This window comes from Shewanella sp. CAL98-MNA-CIBAN-0140 (genome assembly GCF_040309905.1).
GTDB lineage: Bacteria > Pseudomonadota > Gammaproteobacteria > Enterobacterales > Shewanellaceae > Shewanella > Shewanella psychromarinicola.
In genome coordinates this window covers 1-20,767 of sequence record NZ_JBEOPI010000029.1, presented here as the reverse complement: position 1 = coordinate 20,767, position 20,767 = coordinate 1, and the positions used below count along the sequence as shown (strand labels likewise).

The 20,767-nt window shown below is 44.3% G+C and carries 14 protein-coding genes; 6 read left to right on the top strand and 8 right to left on the bottom strand.

The features are described from left to right. Both AAEY93_RS14920 and AAEY93_RS14915 read left to right on the top strand, forming a co-directional pair. Complete coding sequence (locus AAEY93_RS14920) at positions 1-480, top strand: (2Fe-2S)-binding protein (protein ID WP_124012765.1); 480 nt, start codon at positions 1-3, stop codon at positions 478-480. Further along, entirely contained in the window at positions 464-2,767 is a 2,304-nt protein-coding gene (locus AAEY93_RS14915; RefSeq protein ID WP_351077937.1) for a xanthine dehydrogenase family protein molybdopterin-binding subunit, read from the top strand. Before AAEY93_RS14920 ends, AAEY93_RS14915 begins: the two co-directional genes overlap by 17 nt. A gap of 286 nt (positions 2,768-3,053) precedes the next feature. Here the strand turns inward: AAEY93_RS14915 and AAEY93_RS14910 are convergent, their stop codons facing one another. The 7 genes from AAEY93_RS14910 to argC form a co-directional block, all read right to left on the bottom strand. Next, on the bottom strand, positions 3,054-4,199 hold the full coding sequence (locus tag AAEY93_RS14910; RefSeq protein ID WP_101033227.1) for an HlyD family secretion protein: 1,146 nt from the start codon (positions 4,197-4,199) through the stop codon (positions 3,054-3,056). A 2-nt stretch (positions 4,200-4,201) separates the two neighbouring features. Beyond that, positions 4,202-4,585, bottom strand: a complete 384-nt coding sequence (locus tag AAEY93_RS14905; protein WP_124012768.1) for a DUF3302 domain-containing protein — start codon at positions 4,583-4,585, stop codon at positions 4,202-4,204. A 741-nt stretch (positions 4,586-5,326) separates the two neighbouring features. Then, positions 5,327-6,691, bottom strand: a complete 1,365-nt coding sequence (argH, locus tag AAEY93_RS14900) for an argininosuccinate lyase (RefSeq protein WP_124012769.1) — start codon at positions 6,689-6,691, stop codon at positions 5,327-5,329. Between the two features lie 142 nt (positions 6,692-6,833). Beyond that, the gene (locus AAEY93_RS14895; protein ID WP_101033230.1) at positions 6,834-8,057 is read right to left on the bottom strand and encodes an argininosuccinate synthase; all 1,224 of its coding nucleotides are present in this window, start codon (positions 8,055-8,057) and stop codon (positions 6,834-6,836) included. Positions 8,058-8,132: 75 nt separating this feature from the next. Further along, the gene (locus tag AAEY93_RS14890; protein ID WP_101033231.1) at positions 8,133-9,038 is read right to left on the bottom strand and encodes an ornithine carbamoyltransferase; all 906 of its coding nucleotides are present in this window, start codon (positions 9,036-9,038) and stop codon (positions 8,133-8,135) included. A 14-nt stretch (positions 9,039-9,052) separates the two neighbouring features. Further along, entirely contained in the window at positions 9,053-9,832 is a 780-nt protein-coding gene (argB, locus tag AAEY93_RS14885; RefSeq protein WP_124012770.1) for an acetylglutamate kinase, read from the bottom strand. Positions 9,833-9,862: 30 nt separating this feature from the next. Beyond that, positions 9,863-10,843: an N-acetyl-gamma-glutamyl-phosphate reductase gene (argC, locus tag AAEY93_RS14880; protein WP_124012771.1), complete on the bottom strand. Its 981-nt coding sequence runs from the start codon at positions 10,841-10,843 to the stop codon at positions 9,863-9,865. A 261-nt stretch (positions 10,844-11,104) separates the two neighbouring features. Here argC and argE point away from each other — a divergent pair, with 261 nt between their 5' ends. The 4 genes from argE (at position 11,105) to AAEY93_RS14860 (ending at position 18,838) form a co-directional block, all read left to right on the top strand. Then, positions 11,105-12,256 (top strand): acetylornithine deacetylase, encoded by a 1,152-nt coding sequence (argE, locus tag AAEY93_RS14875; RefSeq protein ID WP_124012772.1) that lies wholly within the window; start codon positions 11,105-11,107, stop codon positions 12,254-12,256. 152 nt (positions 12,257-12,408) lie between these two features. Further along, complete coding sequence (ppc, locus tag AAEY93_RS14870; RefSeq protein ID WP_124012773.1) at positions 12,409-15,057, top strand: phosphoenolpyruvate carboxylase; 2,649 nt, start codon at positions 12,409-12,411, stop codon at positions 15,055-15,057. Next, entirely contained in the window at positions 15,054-15,593 is a 540-nt protein-coding gene (locus tag AAEY93_RS14865; RefSeq protein ID WP_124012774.1) for a YceB family lipoprotein, read from the top strand. Before ppc ends, AAEY93_RS14865 begins: the two co-directional genes overlap by 4 nt. A 185-nt stretch (positions 15,594-15,778) precedes the next feature. Further along, entirely contained in the window at positions 15,779-18,838 is a 3,060-nt protein-coding gene (locus tag AAEY93_RS14860) for a DUF2339 domain-containing protein (protein WP_351077978.1), read from the top strand. Positions 18,839-18,894: 56 nt separating this feature from the next. Here AAEY93_RS14860 and AAEY93_RS14855 read toward each other — a convergent pair whose 3' ends face one another. Then, positions 18,895-20,169 carry a CinA family nicotinamide mononucleotide deamidase-related protein gene (locus AAEY93_RS14855; RefSeq protein ID WP_124013003.1) on the bottom strand — a complete coding sequence of 425 codons (1,275 nt, stop codon included), beginning with the start codon at positions 20,167-20,169 and terminating at the stop codon, positions 18,895-18,897. Positions 20,170-20,767: the final 598 nt, after the last annotated feature.

Sequence of the window (20,767 nt, the reverse complement as noted above, 5' to 3'; positions counted from 1 at the left end):
ATGGCAAAATTTATTTTAAACGGCAAGCCGATGACTGCCGATGTAGAGAGTGATACGCCTCTACTGTGGGTAATTCGCGATGAACTCAACATGACCGGCACCAAGTTTGGTTGCGGCATTGGCACTTGTGGTGCCTGCACAGTCCATGTTGGCGGCCGAGCAACACGGTCATGCATTACCCCAATATCGTCAGTTGAAGGGGCCGAAATCACTACGATTGAAGGTCTTTCAGAACAAGGCGACCATCCATTGCAAATTTCTTGGCAAAAGCTGCAAGTGCCACAATGTGGTTACTGCCAGTCGGGCCAAATTATGCAAGCGGCGGCATTATTAAAAGATATTCCAAAGCCTTCAGACAAAGACATTGACGCTGTGATGGGCGGAAATTTATGCCGCTGTATGACCTACGTTCGTATTCGTAGCGCCATTCATGAAGCCGCAAACGCAACCAAGGAGAGCAACGATGAGCAGACTGCCTAAACGTGGATCGGTTGGCATGAGCCGCCGCGGTTTTTTAATTGCCATGACAGCTGTCGGTGTCAGTTTTGGTTTTCCTCGTCACTTGATGGCGGCAATGGATCCTGCCAGCCCAGACGGTAAAGTACTCCCGAGTGAAGGCGATATTTACGAACCTTCATTGTGGTATTCAATCGACACCGCAGGCAAAATTAAAGTCAACATTATGCGCTCAGAAATGGGCCAACATGTCGGCACCGCTATTGCGCGTATTCTTGCTGATGAGCTAGAAGCGTCATGGGATGATATTGAAATTATCCATGTCGACAGTGATCCACGCTGGGGTTACATGGTCACTGGTGGTAGTTGGTCTATTTCGCAAAGTTGGCCGGTATATCGTCAAGCAGGCGCCGCCGGCCGTACTGCGTTAATTGAAGCTGCCGCTAAAAAATGGGGCCTTGCGCCACAAGACTGTAAAGCCAGTAATGGGAAAATTATCTCAAGTAAAGGCGAGCTGTCTTATGGTGAGTTAGTCACCATGGGCTTAACGCGTGAGTTTACTGAAGAAGAACTGAAAGCCCTGCCGCTTAAACCCAATGCAGACCTAAAACTGGTCGGGCAGCAAGTGACGTCTCTTGATATCGCCAATAAAACCAACGGTAAAACGATATTTGGTATCGACGCTAAAGTCGATGGCATGGTATACGCCAACCCGATTTTACCTCCGACCCGTTATGGATCTAAAGTGGTTAAGTTTGATGACTCAGCCGCAAAAGCAGTAAAGGGTTATCAGCAAACAATCGTGCTAGACGATGCCAGTGGCAGCGTACCTGGTTGGTTAATGGTAATCGCCAGCAGCTTTAATGCGGCGCAAAAGGCCTCAAAACTGGTTAAGGTTACATGGGATGCGGGTGAAACGGCAAACGTGTCTGAAGCAGATATTATTGCCCATGGTAAAACACTGCTTGGCGATCAAACCAAAGGCAGTATTTTAGACACTGGCAATAGTAACACTGAGCCCGTTTTTGCCAGCGCCAGCAGCACTATTGCCGAAGAATATATCACCAGCACGGTATTGCATGCACAAATGGAACCCCTTAATGCCTTGGTATTTAAAAACCCAGACGGTGTATGGGAAGTGCATTCAGGTACTCAATGGCAGTCACTTACGCTACCCGTACTAGCCACAGCATTAGGCGAAGATGAAGCTAACATTGTTATTCGTAGCTACATGTTAGGTGGCGGCTTTGGCCGTAGACTTAACGGCGATTATACTATTCCGGCCGCATTAACCTCTAAGGCATTAGGCGGGAAACCGGTTAAAATGGTGCTAACGCGCCCACAAGACATGCTATTTGATAGCGCGCGATCAGCTTCAGTACAGCAGCTAAAAATGGCCTTTGACGATAAAAAAATCGTTACCGCCATGGAACATCACGCCACTGCAGGTTGGCCAACCCAAGCATTAGTCCCTGGCTTTATGCCAAAAGGCACCAATGGCGAACCTTATGATCCGTTTTCAATTGCAGGCGCAGACCATTGGTACAGCGTTGGCGCCCAAAAAGTACGGGCAGTATCAAACGATCTTGCCATGGCAACCTTCAGACCGGGTTGGTTACGTTCTGTCGGACCCGGTTGGACTAATTGGGCCGTTGAAAGCTTTATGGATGAAGCCGCCCATCATGCAGGTAAAGATCCATTGCAGTTCCGTTTAGACATGCTGATCGCCGAAGGCCGCAATGCCGGTAGTACGCCGGTTGCCGAAGGCGGCGCTGCGCGCCAAGCCGTAGTATTGAAAAAAGCCGCCGAGATGATTGGTTGGGGCACACCTCAAGCCAAAGATACCGCGCTTGGAATAGCATCAACCTTTGGTCAAGAACGTGATATGCCAACATGGGTATCGTGCGCGGTACAGGTCCATGTCGACAAAAGCAACGGTATTGTCAATGTGCAAAAGCTTTATATCGCCATCGATGCCGGTATTATTGTTGATCCAAATGGCGCAGAAGCGCAGTGTCAAGGTGCAGCATTATGGGGATTATCCATGGCGTTATACGAAGGTACTGAACTGCTTAATGGTCAGTATAAAGATTCAAACTTCAATACCTATACCCCGCTGCGCTTAGGTCAAACTCCTGAAGTTAAAATTGAGTTTATCCCAGGCAAAATGCCACCTTCTGGATTAGGTGAGCCAGCAGTAACCCCTGTAGCCCCAGCTATTGCCAATGCAATCTACAATGCAGTCGGTGTACGTTTACGTAAAATCCCGATGAAGCCTAGCGAGTTGAAAAGTGCACTCACTAAAGTGTAATAGCTTACTACACCGCTAACAAAAAGCCCGATACCTTGTATCGGGCTTTTTCATACCAATTTTCATATCATTAACACAAATCAAAGCATTAAGATTACGGCCTCCATCAGCAACAGCACACTAACTGACGGAGACTGCTCAATGAAAGATCGCTTTAGTCGCGCAGATAAAGCGCTGTATTGCGCCAAACGAGGCGGGCGAAACCAAATACAACAAGCACAGACTCGATAATCCCGATCATTTATGTGTCATAGTCATCCGTCACAAATGCCTCCATACAACAAGGCTAATGGCCTTCGGCAAATAAATAATTGAGCCAGCCCTGCATTCTTAACAATACCTTTCGCATGACCGCAACATGGCTAAAATGATCGGTATAAATAGCCACTTGTCCCGCAACCCCCGCAGGCAATGATTGCCTTATTGCGTTATCTTCTAGCTCAATCAACACCACGACTCGGCCGCGGTGAAACAACTTATTTGATGACTGTAAATTACCACTAAATTGGATCTCACCTTCTGCCATTGCGGGCAGTATTTTGGCAACTTTGCCTTTAAACACTTGCCCTGGCATGGCATCAATTATCACCTCAGCCTCATCACCTTCTTTAAGGCGTAACAGTGAGTTTTGCCAAAAAGCACCGGCAAAATATCGGGTTTCATCCGGAATAAAGGTTAATGCAGGACGTAATGGTAAAGGCACTGCCATAACACCTTTTCGCAGCGCCAACTGCGTCACAACACCATTTGCCGGCGCCCTAACGACTGTTTGTTGTAAGTCATACTCGGCCTTGGCGAGTTCAGCTTGAAGGCCCGCCACTTTGGTATTAACCCCGTCAATATTTGACTCATAGGCCAAACGAGTCCGCAGTTCCTCTGCTAAGGCGCCATCAAGTTGCGCTAATGAGGCAATGTATAACTGGCGGCGGTTGTCGAGTTCAAGCTCAGTAAAGGGTGAATTACGCCCGGCTTTTTTACGACCGTCGTCATAACGACGATAAGCGGATCCGCTACGATCTTTATCTGCAGTGGCTTGTTCAACTCTGGCAGTTGCAACCTGAAATGCGGCTTCAAGCTGCGGCACTTGCAGCTCAGCTTCTTTTAGCGCTGCTTGTTTTTGCTTAACCATTGCAAGGTAAGGTGTAGGGTCAATTTTAAATAACACCTCACCTTCTTTCACTGGCGTGTTCGGCTTAACATTGACTTCGATAACCAATCCTTTAACTGCGGGCACAATCGGAATAGTGACGAAATACTCGCGAGCAAATTTCGAATAGGGGTGGTTGTAATTCATTAAAATTAATAAAGTACCAATTAACACAATTCCGCCGAGAATGGCCGTCGGCACGGTCCATTTAGTTAACGGAATTTTAAATACTTTAAAAACTGCGATGCAAAATGCGGTATAAGTCAGTATGAGTAGTAAGTCCATGCTTATGCCTCTTGTGAATGTTCATCTGAAACGGGAGGAGTCGAGACGACAGAACGTTGCTCTAATAGCGACAAACGATCTGTTAGTACTGTGACATGATTCATTAGCTCTTTAACTTCACCCTCAAGTATCAATTCTCGCTTTCTCGAATCACTAAACCCCCAGCCTCTATCTTCACGATATAACGTGGCCCAAATCCATAAAAATGGCCAAATGGCATGCAAAGTAAATAAGCTTACCCAACCGGCAATATGCAGTGCATCTTGTTGTGGATGATTACGTTTTTTCGCAATCTCGTAGGGAATATCATGAATCGCAATAATGCCGTAAAAAATAAATATCACTACAAAAAATATAATCCCTAGCGCAAAATAATCTAAAAACATAACGTCTCCCTGTTACCTTGATTAAATATAAGTCATTTCAATCAGTATAGAACCGATTAAAAAAAGAACCTGTTGATGTTAAAAATATCCATAAAAAACCCTCTATTATGCGTCAACACAATAACGGGCTATTTATGTAAACATCAGGACAAATCAAGTCGGTATTAATCACCTACCATTGTTGCAAAAACTCAAGTCGCGACATATCTTACTCATCCGGTTGCCATGGTTCATCAGACAAGGACTCAACCGTAAAGTCACCTAACGCCGTAGGCTCTTCACTGTGACATAATGAGTTCATTGGCTAAGTAATGCAGGACGGCGCTCTAATACAATGTGCCTAGCACATAGGGCCTTTGCGTTGGGCTAATGCACCTTTATACACTTTAAGATCCATCAACACTGACCTTCCCCCTGCAAGCTCACGGTGTAACGTTGCACTAACGCCATTAACCCGTCACCCTTTCACTTCAAACGTAATGAATAGGATCTGAAAAACTAAAGCGATATTTAGGCCGCATAATGCTGGCGCGGGCGCCATAGTGTAATAACACAGACTGGAAATATAGGCATTAGGATTGAGCAAGTAACTATCATCAACCGACAGCAGCATTGAATAAGAGGACAAGGTTCACTCGCTAGCGTAACCCTCGGCCATGAGTGATTAACACAAAAAAGCCCTGCCGACTTATGTCCACAGGGCTTTTATAGGCAGTCGTCCAGCGTCGAACGATGCAAAGATTAAGCTTTTTTAGCCGCTATCGCTGCTTGAACTTGGTTAATAGCAGTGCCACCTAATACGTCACGTTTTTCTAAACAGGCTTCAATAGTCAAGTTAGGATACACGTCATCGCTGATCACCTTGGCAAACGGCTGTAACTCAGCCACGGTGAGATCTTCAATCGGCTTTTGCTGAGCAATAGCAAATACCACCACTTCACCCACCACGTGATGTGCTTCACGGAACGGCATACCTTTAGCCACAAGGTAATCAGCTAGTTCTGTTGCATTAGCATAGCCTTGTTGTGCGGCCACCAGCGCTTGTGGACGGTTCACTTTTAAGCCGGACAACACTAAAGCCGCCATATCTAAACAAATAGCCCAGCTGTCGACCACATCAAACAAGCCTTCTTTGTCTTCTTGCATATCTTTGTTATACGCCAATGGCAGGGCTTTCATGGTGGTCAAAATGCCCATTAAACTGCCATAAACACGGCCTGTTTTACCACGAATAAGCTCTAATGCATCGGGATTTTTCTTTTGTGGCATCAATGACGAGCCAGAGGTCACTTCGTCAGCCAATGAGATAAAATTAGCTTCGCCAGAGTTGAAGAAAATTAAGTCTTCGGCCATGCGGCTTAAATGCATCATGCTGATTGATGCTGCGCTGCATAATTCAACCACATGGTCGCGATCTGACACACTGTCTAAGCTGTTTAAGGTTGGGCGAGCAAAGTTTAACGCTGATGCGAGCGCATGACGATCAATCGGATAGGCGGTACCCGCTAACGCACCTGAACCTAATGGGCAGGTATCGGCACGATTAAGCGCATCTTGCAGGCGGCTAATATCACGCTCATACATTTCCACATAGGCTAACGCCCAATGACCAAAGGTGATCGGCTGTGCACGCTGTAAATGGGTGTAACCCGGCATAACCGCATCAACTTCACGTTCAGCAAGGGCAACTAACTCTGCATGCAATGTACCTAAACGTACCAGCAAAGCTGCACCTTCTTTTTTACACCATAGCTTTAAATCAGTCGCGACTTGGTCATTACGAGAACGACCTGTATGCAGTTTTTTTCCTAAGTCACCGACTTTGGCAATCAACTTTTGTTCAACAAAGCTGTGAATATCTTCCGCGCCGTTGCTGATAATGGCCTGTGGATCATTACCCACTTCCACCAGCAGTTCATTTAAAGCCGCTTTTAAGTCGATACATTCTTTAGCCGTAATAATCCCGACACTGGCAATAGCGTCTGCCCATGCGATAGAGCCGACAACATCTTGTTCAAATAAGCGGTAATCCACTGGCAGTGAGTCATTAAATAATTTGAAAAGTGCACTGGTTTCGCCCTGAAATCTTCCGCCCCATAATGCCATTTCGGTATCCTCTTTTTCGATATTACAATTCAATGATGTCGGTGTAGTTGATATCAACTTTGTTATAATCACTTTTTTAAAAATGAGCAAAAGTGATTATAAGAAAGGCGCTTTGCAGCGCCTTATATTGTTTGCTTACTGTCTATTTAGCGTTTAGCGCGCGAATACGGCTTGGTAACGAATATAAACGAATAAAGCCTTCAGCGTGTTTTTGATCGTACACGTCATCTTCACCAAAGGTGGCAAAAGATTCTGAATACAAGCTGTTTGGCGAACGTTTTTTAACAGCCGTTGCTTGGCCTTTGTAAAGCTTAATGACCACATCACCGTTAACCGATTCGGCTAATGATTCAGATGCAGCAATAAGTGATTTACATAATGGTGTAAACCAACGACCGTCATACACTAGGTGTGACATTTGGGCGGCAATTTGCTCGCGCCACGTACGGCTGGTTTTGTCCAAGACTAATTCTTCAATGGCACGAAGACCGGCAAACATTACCGTTCCACCTGGGGTTTCGTAACAGCCACGTGATTTCATCCCTACAAGACGGTTTTCGGTAATGTCGATACGACCTACACCGTGTTTACCTGCGATGTCGTTTAACGTCATTAATGCAGCATATGGCGATAAAGCTTCATCGTTTACATGAGTAATACGGCCATGTTTAACGCCTAACGACACATATTCTGGCTCGTTTGGCGCATCTTCTGGGGCAACGGTTAACGTCCATACGCCTTTTGATGGCTCGTTCCACGGATCTTCTAACTCGCCACCTTCGTGGGAAATATGCCATGCGTTTGCATCACGGCTATAAATTTTAGTCGCTGAAGCTGCGGTTTTAATATTACGCTCTGCGAGGTAATCCAGTAAGTCTTCGCGGCTACGCATTTCCCACTCACGCCAAGGCGCAATCACTTTTAAGTCTGGTGCTAATGCCGCAAAACAACCTTCAAAGCGTACCTGGTCATTGCCTTTGCCGGTACAGCCATGGCATACCGCGTCAGCGCCAACTTTACGGGCCACTTCAACTTGCGCTTTGGCAATGATTGGACGCGCCATTGAAGTGCCGAGTAAATAGGTACCTTCGTAAATAGCACCCGTTGCGATAGTGGGGTAAATGTAATCTGCCACCAACTCTTCTTTTAAGTCAACGATATAACATTCGCTGGCACCTGAGGCTAACGCCTTTTCAGTTAAGCCCACTAACTCTTCTTCACCTTGGCCTACGTCGGCACAGAATGCGACGATTTCGCAGTTATCATAGGTTTCTTTTAGCCACGGGATAATGGCTGAGGTGTCTAACCCACCAGAATACGCCAATACCACTTTTTTAACGCCGGTTTTTTTCACTGCATTAGACATGTTTATTTCCTAAAATCGATTACGTATATAGTTAATTTAATAACGCCAACGGCACTATTGACTTATATAATGAGACTAACTTAATAAGGTGACTAATACTGCATTTTGCGCATGCATACGGTTTTCTGCTTGATGTAAAACCAATGAACCTTCACCGTCCATCACCTCGTCGGTCACTTCCACGCCGCGATGCGCAGGCAAGCAGTGCATAAAGAATTTAGCCCCAGCTTTAGCCATTAACGCACGGTTGACTTGATACGGTGCAAAACGGGCTTTTATATCCGCCAGCGGTGTTTCATCACCCATTGAAATCCACGTATCCGTATAAATAGCATCGTGGCCTTCTATGGCATTAATGTCAGCACTTAAGGTCAATTTGCCACCATTTTTTTGTGCTAAAGCTTGTGCTTCGCTGACGATTGATGCGTCAGGGAACGCGCCCTCAGGGCAAATCACTGTCATCGTTAGGCCCAAAATAGCCGCACCGTAAATGAGTGAGTGTGTCACATTGTTACCATCGCCCACATAAGCCAGTTTAGCTTGGCTCACATCATCAAACTGCTCGGCTAACGTTAAAAAGTCAGCAAGTGCTTGGCACGGATGGTACAAGTCTGACAAGGCATTAATAACAGGTACGCTGCCATGTTCAGCTAATTGCTCAATCGTGGTATGCGAGTAGGTTCTAGCCACAATAGCATCGGCCCAACATGAAATGTTAGTGGCAAAGTCAGCAACCGATTCGCGTTGGCCCAAGGCACCATTTTGTTGATCTAAGTATAAGCAATGACCACCTAATTTATTAATGCCAATATCAAAACTGACTCGGGTACGCAATGATGGTTTTTCAAATAGCATCACAACGCTTTTACCATCTAAGGCGCGACGGTACTCAGCAGGGGTGTTCTTAATTTTTTTAGCCAGTTCAATGATGGCTAAAAGCTGAGATTGAGTTAACTCTTTTATCGACAATAGGTGCTGCATAGACTACTACTCCATTAAGGTTGTATTTGAGTCCCGACGGACCCACCTTTGACTAAGGTTTTTAACTGTTCAGCATCACGCCACGAAGCAATCTGCACGGGTTTCCCCATCCATTGCGCGACTTCTAATGCGGCTTCCACTTTAACTTTCATGCCTTTTTCAATCACCCCTTGGGCGACTAAGTATTCAATTTCACTTTTATTTAAGCAGTTAATTAACTGGCCTTTACCGTCTAATACGCCCGACACATCTGACAATAAAACTAAGGTGCCATTAACCAATTTAGCTAACGCAGTTGCCGCTTGGTCAGCATTAACGTTTAACATTTTACCTTGGCTAGAAATGGCAATGGAGCTACAAATTGGCATCCAACCTTGGCCTAAAATAAAGTTTAAATAGGTGGCGTCTTTTGGCTCAACTTCACCAACGAGGCCTAAACGCTCATCTTTAATTTTGGCACTTACCGTGTTGCCATCGCCTAGGCTCATGCCCACACTCACAATACCCGCTTTAGCAGCCGCGGCTTGTAGAATTTTGTTCGATGTGCCCGCTAATGCACCAACCACAATAGGAATTTGGTCTTCTGGCGTGACACGTAAACCATCGAGCTTAATGGTTTCTTTACCATTAGCGGCTAACTGTTCGTCAACTAGGCAACCACCGCCATGGACTAATATGACTTGCTGACCTGCAGCAAGCATTTCTGCTGCGGCTGTCATTAAACGCGCAATACCCATTTCGCACTGGAGTAATGCACCACCCACTTTTAATACTAATACAGATTTTGTCGCCATGATTCTTATTCCTTTACTAATGCGATCCGATTACACACCGAAATGGATTTTAATGCACTGTAGCCCTTGGCTCGCAGCACCTTTCATTAAATTATCAATCGCACTGGCGACCACTAAATAACCGCTATTGGCATCATATTTCCAACCTAAATGACAATTTGGTGTATTGACGACATCATCCACTTTAGGAAATTGATTATGCTTTACCGTCACGATGGGTGCGTTGTCATACACGCTATACGCTTTGATCACATCGGCTTCGGTGGTACCTGGTTTTAGTTGTACGGTTATCGTCGCTAAAATACCACGCTTAAAGTTACCTAAATGCGGCGTAAAGATCACTTCTTGGCCTAAATGTATGGCAATTTCAGGCTGGTGTCTGTGGCCTAACACACCGTATGGCGTTAAGCTGACTTCGCAAAAATTAGTGTGCAGTTGCGCTTTACGACCCGCACCAGTGACACCACTAACGGCATTAATCACCGGATACATCGAGGTTAATAATGACTTTAATGGTTTTAATGCAGTGAGCGACGCTGTGGGGTAACAACCTGGCACAGCAATCATTCTGGTTTGTTTAATCTGCTCGCTATGCCACTCTGCTAGACCATATACCGCCTGAGCTAATACGTCAGGATGAGTATGCTCAAAGCCGTACCATTTAGGATACTGTGCCACATCAGCAAAACGATATGCACCGCTTAAGTCGAACACTGCAAGACCTTGGTGGTAAAACCATGCGGCAAGCTCTAGGCTCACTGAATGCTCAGTCGCTAATACCACGGCATCGGCTTCGGCAACGATTCGCTTTTTAGCCTCATCGGATAGCGGCGAAAGCGTGTAAGCCATGTGGCTATATGTAGGGTATAAGTCGGCTAATTTACGACCTTTATCTACACTATTTTCCGACACATACAACCCTTGAACGCTGAGATTGCAGTCTGCGTTAATCAACGAGGTGATTTGTGCACCTGTGTAACCACTGGCGCCAATAATTGCGATGCTTTTCATAAGTTTGTTTTCTTTTTGATAGTGATAGAAAGTGTCAGCATAGACTATGTAGACGGGATCCGTCTAATTTCGGACTATCGTCGCAGGACGTTCGCGTTGATTATTGATATAGTGGATTTAGCAGCGAGAAAGCACATATTTATTTTCATTTTTATCGTTCTATTTATGGTGTCGGTTAATGCTGTTTGCTAGACTACCACACAATATTAATTATGCAATATATGTGAATAAGTATTTTAAATATTATTTTTAGGATAACCCATGAGCACACTCCCAAATCTAAAAAGTTGTTTTACACAGCTGATTGCAGCGCCATCAGTCAGTGCAATCGAAGCTGAAGACGATATGAGTAACCATGCAGTTATCAACTTGTTGCAAAACTGGTTTAGCGAGCTTGGTTTTGAATGTGAAACGCCTACAGTAGAAGATTCACGTAACAAGCAAAATCTTATTGCTAGAATAGGTTCTGGCAGCGGCGGGTTATTATTAGCAGGCCATACCGATACCGTACCATTTGACGAAGGCCTCTGGAGCCAGAGCCCATTTGAGATGGTTGAAAAAGATAATCGCTGGTATGGTTTAGGCACCTGTGACATGAAAGGCTTTTTTGCACTAGTGCTTGAAGCATTAAAAGACATGCCACTGGACCAATTTAAACGCCCGTTGACTATTTTTGCCAGCGCGGATGAAGAGACCACCATGAGCGGTGCCAAAGCGTTCGCCGATTCCAAAGCAGTGGCCCCTGATTATGCGGTTATTGGTGAACCCACCAGCTTAAAACCTGTCTATATGCATAAAGGTCACTTAGCTCAAGGGATCCGTGTGATTGGTCGCAGTGGCCATTCATCAGATCCAGCGCGCGGCCTCAATGCCATTGAAGTTATGCATAAAGTTATTAGTCAGCTAATGACACTAAAACAGCACCTAAGTGAAAATTATCGCGAAGATGCATTTACAGTGCCTTACCCAACAATGAACTTTGGCCATATTCATGGTGGTGATGCTGCCAACCGTATTTGTGGCTGCTGCGATTTACACTTAGATATTCGCCCATTACCTGGCATGGAGTTAGCTGAACTCGAATTAATGGTATTGAACTACTTATCCGATATCAGTAAGGAGTATCCTGGTAGCATTAGTGTCAGTACTTTGTACCCAGGTGCAGAATCGTTTGCTGGAAAAGCAGATAATCCGTGGACCAAATTGGTGGCAGAGTTATCTGGACATGATGCCGAAGTGGTGAACTATTCAACCGAGGCCCCCTATATTAATAAACTGGGCTGCCAAACCTTAGTATTGGGCCCAGGGAGTATTAACCAAGCTCATCAGCCAGACGAATTTATTGGCTTAGAATACCTAACGCCCACGGTCGAGTTAATTAAGAAAATGATTTATCACGCATGTATGAAGTAATCGTCTCGGTTAGGTTTTTTTAATCATATAAATGTAATATTTTTACGAAATAAAATTACTAAACACACCACCCGTGTATTGACCGATATTGATACGCTGGGTATTGTAATGGTTGAGTATTGACAAAGTAGTTCTTTTTTTGGGGAGTTAGTATGACAGAGCAAACGGCAGATATGTATGCGTCACTTCGATCAAATGTAGGAAATTTAGGTCAGATATTAGGTGAAACGATGCAAAACCATTTAGGTGGTGCATTTTTAGAAAAAGTAGAACAAATTCGTATTTTAGCCAAGAAATCTCGCCAGGGTGACGAAGCCTCTCGCGAGCAAATGCTCGCATTATTAACGGCTTTACCTGACGAAGAACTGGTGCCTTTCGCTAAAGCCTTCAACCAATTTTTAAATTTAGCCAATATCGCAGAACAATTTCATACCATTAGCCGCAATTGCGACGAGCTCGTGTGCGTGCCCGATCCAGTAGAGCAGTTACTCGGACACATGCTGGATACCGATTTAGACAAAAAAGATGTCATTGAGTGCTTAAAAGATTTAGACATCGATTTAGTATTAACCGCGCATCCAACAGAAATTTCACGTCGTACGTTAATTCAAAAGTACGCTGGGGTAGTTGATTGCTTAACCGAGCAAGAGAACAAACAGCTAACGGAGCGCGAACGCAGACAAAGCACCCTGCGTCTTCGTCAACTTATTGCCCAAATTTGGCATACCAACGAAATCCGCAGCGAACGCCCTACACCCGTTGATGAAGCTCGCTGGGGGTTAAGCACTATCGAAACCTCATTGTGGCAGGCTATCCCTGATTTTTTGCGTCAACTCAATGATCAAGTTGAACAAAAAACCGGACAACAGCTGCCTATCGATGTATGTCCAGTCAGATTTTCAAGTTGGATGGGCGGCGATCGTGATGGCAACCCATTTGTGACTTCAATCGTTACCCAAGAGGTACTCGACCGTAATCGCCATGCTGCAGCAAGACTGTACTTAAAAGATATTGTAACCTTGCTTGGCGAACTTTCGATGGATCAAGCTAATGCTGAATTATCAGCGTTAACCGACAACAGCAAAGAACCGTACCGCGATGTATTACGCCAATTGCGTGGTCAATTACGTAACACCATCGATTACCTTAATGCCCGACTTGAAGGCAAAAAACCAGACATAGATACCAGCGAGCTGATTTGGCACAAAACTGATTTACTGCAACCACTAGAGCTACTTTACAAAAGCTTATCCGATTGCGGTATGAAGTTGATCGCCAATGGACTATTACTCGACATCCTGCGCCGTTTAGCGTGTTTTGGTATTCACATGCTACGCCTAGATATTCGTCAAGATGCATCACGCCACAGTGACGTAATAGCTGAACTTACCCGTTATTTGGGCATGGGCGACTACAATCATTGGGACGAAAATGAAAAACAAGCCTTTTTACTGCGCGAATTAACCAGTAAACGTCCGCTCATTCCAGTAAACTGGCAACCTAGCGATGACGTCGCAGAAGTCATCAGAACCTGTGCTTTAGTCGCACAACAGCCAGTAAATGCATTAGGGTCATACGTGATATCAATGGCCAGCAAACCGTCTGATGTATTGGCCGTATTATTACTACTAAAAGAAGCCGGTTGCACTAACCCGATGCATGTAGTGCCGTTATTTGAAACCTTAGCCGATTTAGAGAGTGCAGCTGATTGCATGACTTCGCTACTGAACATTGATTGGTATCGAGGTTATACCAAAGGTATGCAAGAAGTCATGATTGGTTATTCTGACTCCGCTAAAGATGCCGGCGTAATGGCAGCGGCTTGGGCACAATACCGTGCACAAGAACAATTAGTTGCGGTGTGTAAAAAAGCCGACGTTAAATTAATGTTGTTCCATGGTCGTGGCGGTTCAATCGGTCGTGGCGGCGGACCGGCTCATAAAGCGATTTTATCGCAGCCACCAGGCTCGGTTGATGGCCGTATCCGCGTGACAGAACAAGGCGAAATGATCCGTTTTAAGTTTGGTTTACCTAAATTGGCAGTCCAAAGCTTAGCCCTATATACCTCAGCGGTGATGGAAGCGACATTATTACCGCCTCCTGAGCCTAAAAAAGCGTGGCGAGATTGCATGCAACGCATTGCTGAAGAGTCGGTGTTGCATTATCGCGGTATTGTTCGTGAGGAACCTGACTTTGTTGCGTATTTTAGAGCCGCCACACCAGAAGTTGAATTAGGAAAACTGCCATTAGGCAGTCGCCCAGCTAAACGAAAAGTCGACGGTGGTATTGAAAGCTTACGCGCCATTCCATGGATTTTCGCGTGGTCACAGAATCGCTTAATGTTACCGGCTTGGCTTGGCGCTGGCGAAGCATTACAAGATGCGGCAGATCGCGGCGAGCTTGAACTATTACGCGAGATGGAACAACAATGGCCATTCTTTGAAACCCGTATTTCGATGCTAGAAATGGTGTACACCAAAGCAGAGCCTAACTTGGCGAAATACTATGAGCTGTGTTTAGTTAAGCCAGAACTACATCATTTAGGTGTCAAACTACGTCAACGTCTGCAACTGGGCATTGACGCGGTATTGTCATTAACCCAAGCAACAGAGTTAATGTCACATACACCTTGGAGTCGTGAATCTGTTAAACTGCGCAACCCTTACATAGACCCTCTTAACTTTTTACAAACCGAGCTATTAGCCCGTACACGTAGAGAAGTTGAGCCGTCGGAGCATGTTCAGCTAGCATTAATGCTGACCATTGCCGGCGTAGCAGCAGGAATGAGAAACACTGGATGATACCCTTGATCAAAACCTTTGGGCTTGGACTGTTATTGTTACTGACTGGCTGTGCCAGTCAGTACAGCATCACCGAGTCGGAAATAGAGCAATACCTTAATAAAGACATGCACTTTGAAGTCAAGCAAGGCAACAAGTTAATTGGTGTCTCAGTGAAGCTCAATGACATGCAAGTGGTATTAGGCGCTAAACCCGATACCATGGCAGTCACGGCAGCAACGATTATTACTGTAAATAATCCGTTACTACCCATTCATGCCAAGCTGAAGACTACATTTGAAGCGGTGCCTTGGTATGACACTAATACCAAAAGCGTTTATCTGCGTCAGTTAGACTTAGTGAGGGTTGAGTCAGAACCCGCTGATATTGAGCGTTACATCAGCCAAGTTACCCCACAATTAATGGGTTTTTTACGTAATTACCTTGAAAACCAGCCAGTGTATACCTTAGACACTCGCGACAGTAATCAAGCATTAATGGCGAAAATGACTAAAGAAATTGCGGTGCAACAAGGTAAACTTGTAGTGAAATTTTAATGTTATTATCACAGTAATAGAAAGCACCTTAGGGTGCTTTTTTATTGCTTCAAACTTACCTACATGCACATAGTCTAGAAAGGCTGAACTTCTCAAGTCTCAGAAAACGGTGCATTTCCTAATCAATCAGAACCACGTACAATAACTTGGCAATATTGGAGTGCATAATAATCATGGGATAAATGATGCCGTTAATGGATGACGTAGCAAAACTAAAAGCACAGCTGGCGGAGCTGTCTTCACAGCAAGGCGCTCAACAAGCTGACTTAACTCGACAACTCGATCAGTTTAGCCAACAACTTGATGCATTAGCCCTGCAAGTGCAGGCGCAAAATAATAATGAACAACCAATAGCGTTGTCTGATGAAAACATACATGCACCTGTGCCTAAGAGTCGACCAAACGATTCGAGCGGCAGTATCGTTGCCGATACACCTCAATACTCGTCTGCTGCTTGGGAGCGCCAATCGTTAGACACAAGTCATTCAGCGTCAACATCATCCATATCAGCACAACAAACTTCGGTAGTAACAAAGTCACCAGCCAGACAAAGCGCCTTAAGTGCAATGGTCGCTCAATTAGCTGAAGCCATCGGCGAGTTGAGTACTTCGGCGTTTTCACCCTTATCTGGGTTAACCGAACAAGCAAAAGAATTCTACCAACATTACCAAACTAAAGGATTAGGCCCAGTCTTTTTAATGACCGTTGCCGGCATTATCACGCTTACATTAGGCTTTGGCTATTTACTGCAGTTTTCAATTAATAATTGGTTTTCTGAGTTAGGTAAGGCCTTACTGGGCCTAGGTGTCGCCAATAGCATTATCGCTGGCGGCGTATTCATTCGTCAGAAACGTCCTGGCATGCAGGACTTTGGCTCTGGGCTTGTTGGCCTAGGACTTATTCTCAACTATATGTGTCTGTATTTTCTTGGGCCATATTTTAATCTTATTAGTGATATAGCCTGCTTTAGCTTGTTATTGCTTAATACGATATTGGGTTATGGCTTATCATTAAAACTCGACACCAAAGTGGTCGCAATTGTCGCCTTGCTTGGCGGTTCGCTGGCGCCGCTGATGTTACTTGATGGCGGCCAAACACCGTTATTATATTTACCCTACTTAATGCTTATCGGTATCTGCTCTATGGTACAAAGCCATAAGTTAGCCTGGCCGATGTTAATTGAAGTAACCGCACTGCTTCATATTGCCTGTATCCAAATACTCAGTTTATTTATTCCATTACCGTTTTCAATAATCGATTGGCAAACCGGCTTAGCATTGCTGATGATCAATGGCTTATTTTACCTCTATAGCATTGGCAGTTTGTTATTTATCATAAAATCGACGTTAACACCAAGGCTGCTAGCGGTTCCAATCGCACTCATGGTTTTTACTCTCTACACCCTAACGGAGTGGAGTGTATTTGCTGGTGAGCTATTTGCACTTAATGCTTTCCTTTGTGCACTATTGTATTGGGTGATTAAACGCGACAAGGATATTGGCGCTCTTTCTTTGGCCTTTGCGGGGAGTTTTGCAGGCTTTGCGGCTCTATTTTTACTCAGCGCTGAACTGATAGGTTTAGTATTGCTGCTAGAAGGTTTATTGTTATTGTGGATTGGCTGCAAACATCTGTTTAGCCCCATTCGAGCAGAAGCTTATGTATTACTAATGGTAGGTATAATCAGCAGCTTTATTCATGTTTTCGATGTGCTAGCTCAATCTCATTACAATGATGAAGGCATATTGGGTTATCAGGGTCTACTGACTCTATTGATGATCCTGACCTGCGCGATGACCTATTTAGCGCAAAAACTACTATCTCGACATAAAGCTGACTTAGTGAAATTCGAACACCTTGCGGTGCGATTTATTCATGAGTTACTTGGGGTACTTTATTCGGTCACGATACTACTCATCAGCTTTTTTATCACTGATGAATATTGGCTCAATACATTGCCACTTATTGGTTTATTACTTTTATACATGAGCGCTAAGCACACCTTACGTTTTAGTGAAGTATTAGCCTGGCTATGGCAACTGCCTTTATTAGGTGTAATCATTTTTGCCATGCTGGACGCCAATAGTCTTAGCTTTTCAGACCAAGCCCTGAATGCCAAGTTAGCCCGTATCGAACTGTTTGTGGGATTATTACTGGCCTATTATTGGTACCAAAAATACTATGCTGCTGCCAAGTTAATCCGCTTTGCTTACTATGTTCAGTTAGCTTGTTACTTAGCCTTACCGTTACTGTTATTACCCAAAATAGTTCGTAGCTACCCTGATTACATTGCTATTTATTTGTGGTTCAGTTGTATTGTGAGTGTTGGTTTAGCGTATTTTGTTAACCACAAAAGTCTTCGTTATGAAGCGCAAATACTCACAGTAATGGCAACCATAATCACCGCCGCTATGTGTCTGGCAGAGCAATGGCAAGGGCTTGTTGCATTAGTTTTAGGTTTACTCTTTGTTGGATTTATTACTTTACGCTATTTGCAATTCCCCACAAAATGGCAGCAAATTACCACCCTACAATGGCACCTTGGACCGTATTACATCGCCTTGGTGATGGCAGTATTAAGCCAAACGTTAACTAACTTACTGCATCCTTCATGGGCAATTACCGCATTAATAGTGTGTGGTTATTTCTGCATTATTACCGAAAGAAGCAATCGTGTCGGTCAACGTTTAAAGCAAGCCTTAGCGCCGAGTTATAGCTTGGCGTACTCTGCAATCTTTATCTGTGCCATTTTACCTATCGTGTTTCACAGTGAAGCACAGTTAACGTTAAACATTGATAGTTTGCTGACTAATTTAGCAGAGTTTGGAGTGCTCGTTTTATTAGGTCGATATTTACTAACAGCCAGATTAGGCATTAGGGCACACAGAAAAATTATCTCTTATATCGCGCTTAAGTGGGCTTGGCATGCTTTATTGGTGATAAGTTACCTATTATGGAGTTATCAATTCAACCTGAGTATTGCTGCGCCAATGAGTGCTGTGCTGCTGGTTGTGCATGCCTGTGTGGTGATGTTTATAAGCTTACGACCTAAGCAAGCAAGCCTAGTCAGGCTCGCTGCACTGCTATTCGCTTTGGCTTGTATAAAGGTGATATTTGTCGATATGGCGTCCTTTGAACTCATTCAAAAAATCGTCGCCTTTATTCTGATTGGGGTTATTTTACTGACAGTCGCTTACTTTTATCAAAAAGCTAAAAACAGCCAACCGTTGAACGAAGTTGAACCCTAGTCATTAAATCAAGCTTGCCTACCCTTTGTTTACGGGTAAGCAAACTTGTTATGCGACTATTTGGCGAAACGAGTTATAGCAGGATAATCGACTATTACAGCTTCTTCGAGTAACGCGCGGCGAAGCATATCGTAAGCAATCGCGGTACTCATACTGCGAACAAGCTGACGAGAACGCTTTGGTAATTTCACCATTTGGCTATACACGCTATGCTTTGTCGCAAGCGCTATTGCAACAGTCCCTACGGGTTTGTCATCAGAACCACCCTCAGGACCAGCAATACCGCTAGTGGCTAAAGCAAAGTCACTGTCTAAAATACCTCTTACACCTTGCGCCATAGCTTCAACAGTAGGAATGGAAACCGCACCATGATCGTCTAGTATCTGTGGATTAACACCCAATACCTTCACTTTAGACTCATTACTGTAAGTTACTAATCCATGGTGTAAATAAGAAGAGCTGCCAGCAAAGTCAATCAACTGACTGGTGATCATTCCGCCAGTACAAGACTCTGCCACACTTAAGCTCAAGCCTGACTGAAATAAACGATGATGAATTTCGGCTGCTAATGTAGGACGATTCTCCGCAACAACGGCACTTCCTAACAGAGTTTTTACCTGTTTAGTGACATCATCCAAATAGCGCATAGCCTTCTCACCACGGGCAAATATCTTAATTTCAATGTGCGGCATTGAAGAACGATACCCTAACTCGATACCCGCGGGTAATGTAAGTTCCGATAAAGTGTCTGCCAATGATGACTCACCATGACCAATCGTAAGTAACTTTTCTAGAGCCGATTTTTCAGCGACCCCATACTCTTTGGTGATAAAGGGAATAAACTGCTCAGTAATCATGTGTTTTAGCTCAAATGGCACACCTGGGGTAAAGAATAACCACGCATTATTCAATTTAACCCTAAAGCCGCAAGCAGTGCCAACGGGGTTATCGACCATAATCGCCGAGGCCGGTAACCAAGCTTGCTTTAAATTGCTTTTGGCCATCACTCGATTATTACGGGTAAACCAGTCTTCTAAATGTTCACGCCATTGCACATTCTCGACAAGATCTTCGCCCTTAGCCTTAGCCATCGCTAATGCTGACATATCGTCGCTGGTAGGCCCCAAACCACCATTAACAATGATCACATCAGCATGCTTGCTACGCTCTTGGAATACGGCAACAAGATCAGCTAAACGATCGCCAACTGTCACTCTGTGCTGCATTTCAATACCCATTTCCATCATGGTATTAGCAACCCAAGCAGCATTGGTATCTACTATCTGGCCTGATAACACTTCTTCGCCTGTGCAAATCATTTCTAACTTCATCATTATTCCTTATCACATCCAATTGGCACTAACTTAGGTGACCAATATGTGAATGGCAAGAAAATAGACCGAATTATAGAAAATTAGATCATAAGTAGATGAATGAATTACAACAATTCAACAGAAATTGCTCAAAATAATTAAATGAGATCACACAAATACTCTAGAGCAGATTTGAGCGAATAGAGACAAAAACACAGATTCTGTTGTGACTTACAATCCCCTAAGTGAATGATAATAGTGCAATCTATAGATATTATTGGTCTGCAAGGTTAGTATTTTTATATGTTGAGGATCCGTTGTACGAGGCAAAGTGGGAGCTGATAGTAATGAGAATAACCCCGTATGCTTTCGGCGCACCAGACAGGCAGTTTTAGTGTGATCAGCCACTAAATTCGTCAATGATGGGAGTGAATGTCCAATAATAGAGGAAATATTGTTGGCTCAATTGAACAGCGAAGTTCACGCAGACAAAATGTCGTCGAGACTATAGATGATCGATAATGATCGCTCTATGACTTGTATTTCACCAAATTTCAGATACAAAAAAGCCTCGTCATATGACGAGGCTTAGATGTAATTGGCGGAGTGGACGGGA

What these genes read in the sequence shown, in the direction of transcription:
- AAEY93_RS14920 (WP_124012765.1), top strand. Translation starts at nt 1, where the DNA reads ATGGCAAAATTTATTTTAAACGGCAAGCCGATGACTGCCGATGTAGAG.
- AAEY93_RS14915 (WP_351077937.1), top strand. Translation starts at nt 464, where the DNA reads ATGAGCAGACTGCCTAAACGTGGATCGGTTGGCATGAGCCGCCGCGGT.
- AAEY93_RS14910 (WP_101033227.1), bottom strand. Translation starts at nt 4,199, where the DNA reads ATGGACTTACTACTCATACTGACTTATACCGCATTTTGCATCGCAGTT.
- AAEY93_RS14905 (WP_124012768.1), bottom strand. Translation starts at nt 4,585, where the DNA reads ATGTTTTTAGATTATTTTGCGCTAGGGATTATATTTTTTGTAGTGATA.
- argH (WP_124012769.1), bottom strand. Translation starts at nt 6,691, where the DNA reads ATGGCATTATGGGGCGGAAGATTTCAGGGCGAAACCAGTGCACTTTTC.
- AAEY93_RS14895 (WP_101033230.1), bottom strand. Translation starts at nt 8,057, where the DNA reads ATGTCTAATGCAGTGAAAAAAACCGGCGTTAAAAAAGTGGTATTGGCG.
- AAEY93_RS14890 (WP_101033231.1), bottom strand. Translation starts at nt 9,038, where the DNA reads ATGCAGCACCTATTGTCGATAAAAGAGTTAACTCAATCTCAGCTTTTA.
- argB (WP_124012770.1), bottom strand. Translation starts at nt 9,832, where the DNA reads ATGGCGACAAAATCTGTATTAGTATTAAAAGTGGGTGGTGCATTACTC.
- argC (WP_124012771.1), bottom strand. Translation starts at nt 10,843, where the DNA reads ATGAAAAGCATCGCAATTATTGGCGCCAGTGGTTACACAGGTGCACAA.
- argE (WP_124012772.1), top strand. Translation starts at nt 11,105, where the DNA reads ATGAGCACACTCCCAAATCTAAAAAGTTGTTTTACACAGCTGATTGCA.
- ppc (WP_124012773.1), top strand. Translation starts at nt 12,409, where the DNA reads ATGACAGAGCAAACGGCAGATATGTATGCGTCACTTCGATCAAATGTA.
- AAEY93_RS14865 (WP_124012774.1), top strand. Translation starts at nt 15,054, where the DNA reads ATGATACCCTTGATCAAAACCTTTGGGCTTGGACTGTTATTGTTACTG.
- AAEY93_RS14860 (WP_351077978.1), top strand. Translation starts at nt 15,779, where the DNA reads ATGCCGTTAATGGATGACGTAGCAAAACTAAAAGCACAGCTGGCGGAG.
- AAEY93_RS14855 (WP_124013003.1), bottom strand. Translation starts at nt 20,169, where the DNA reads ATGAAGTTAGAAATGATTTGCACAGGCGAAGAAGTGTTATCAGGCCAG.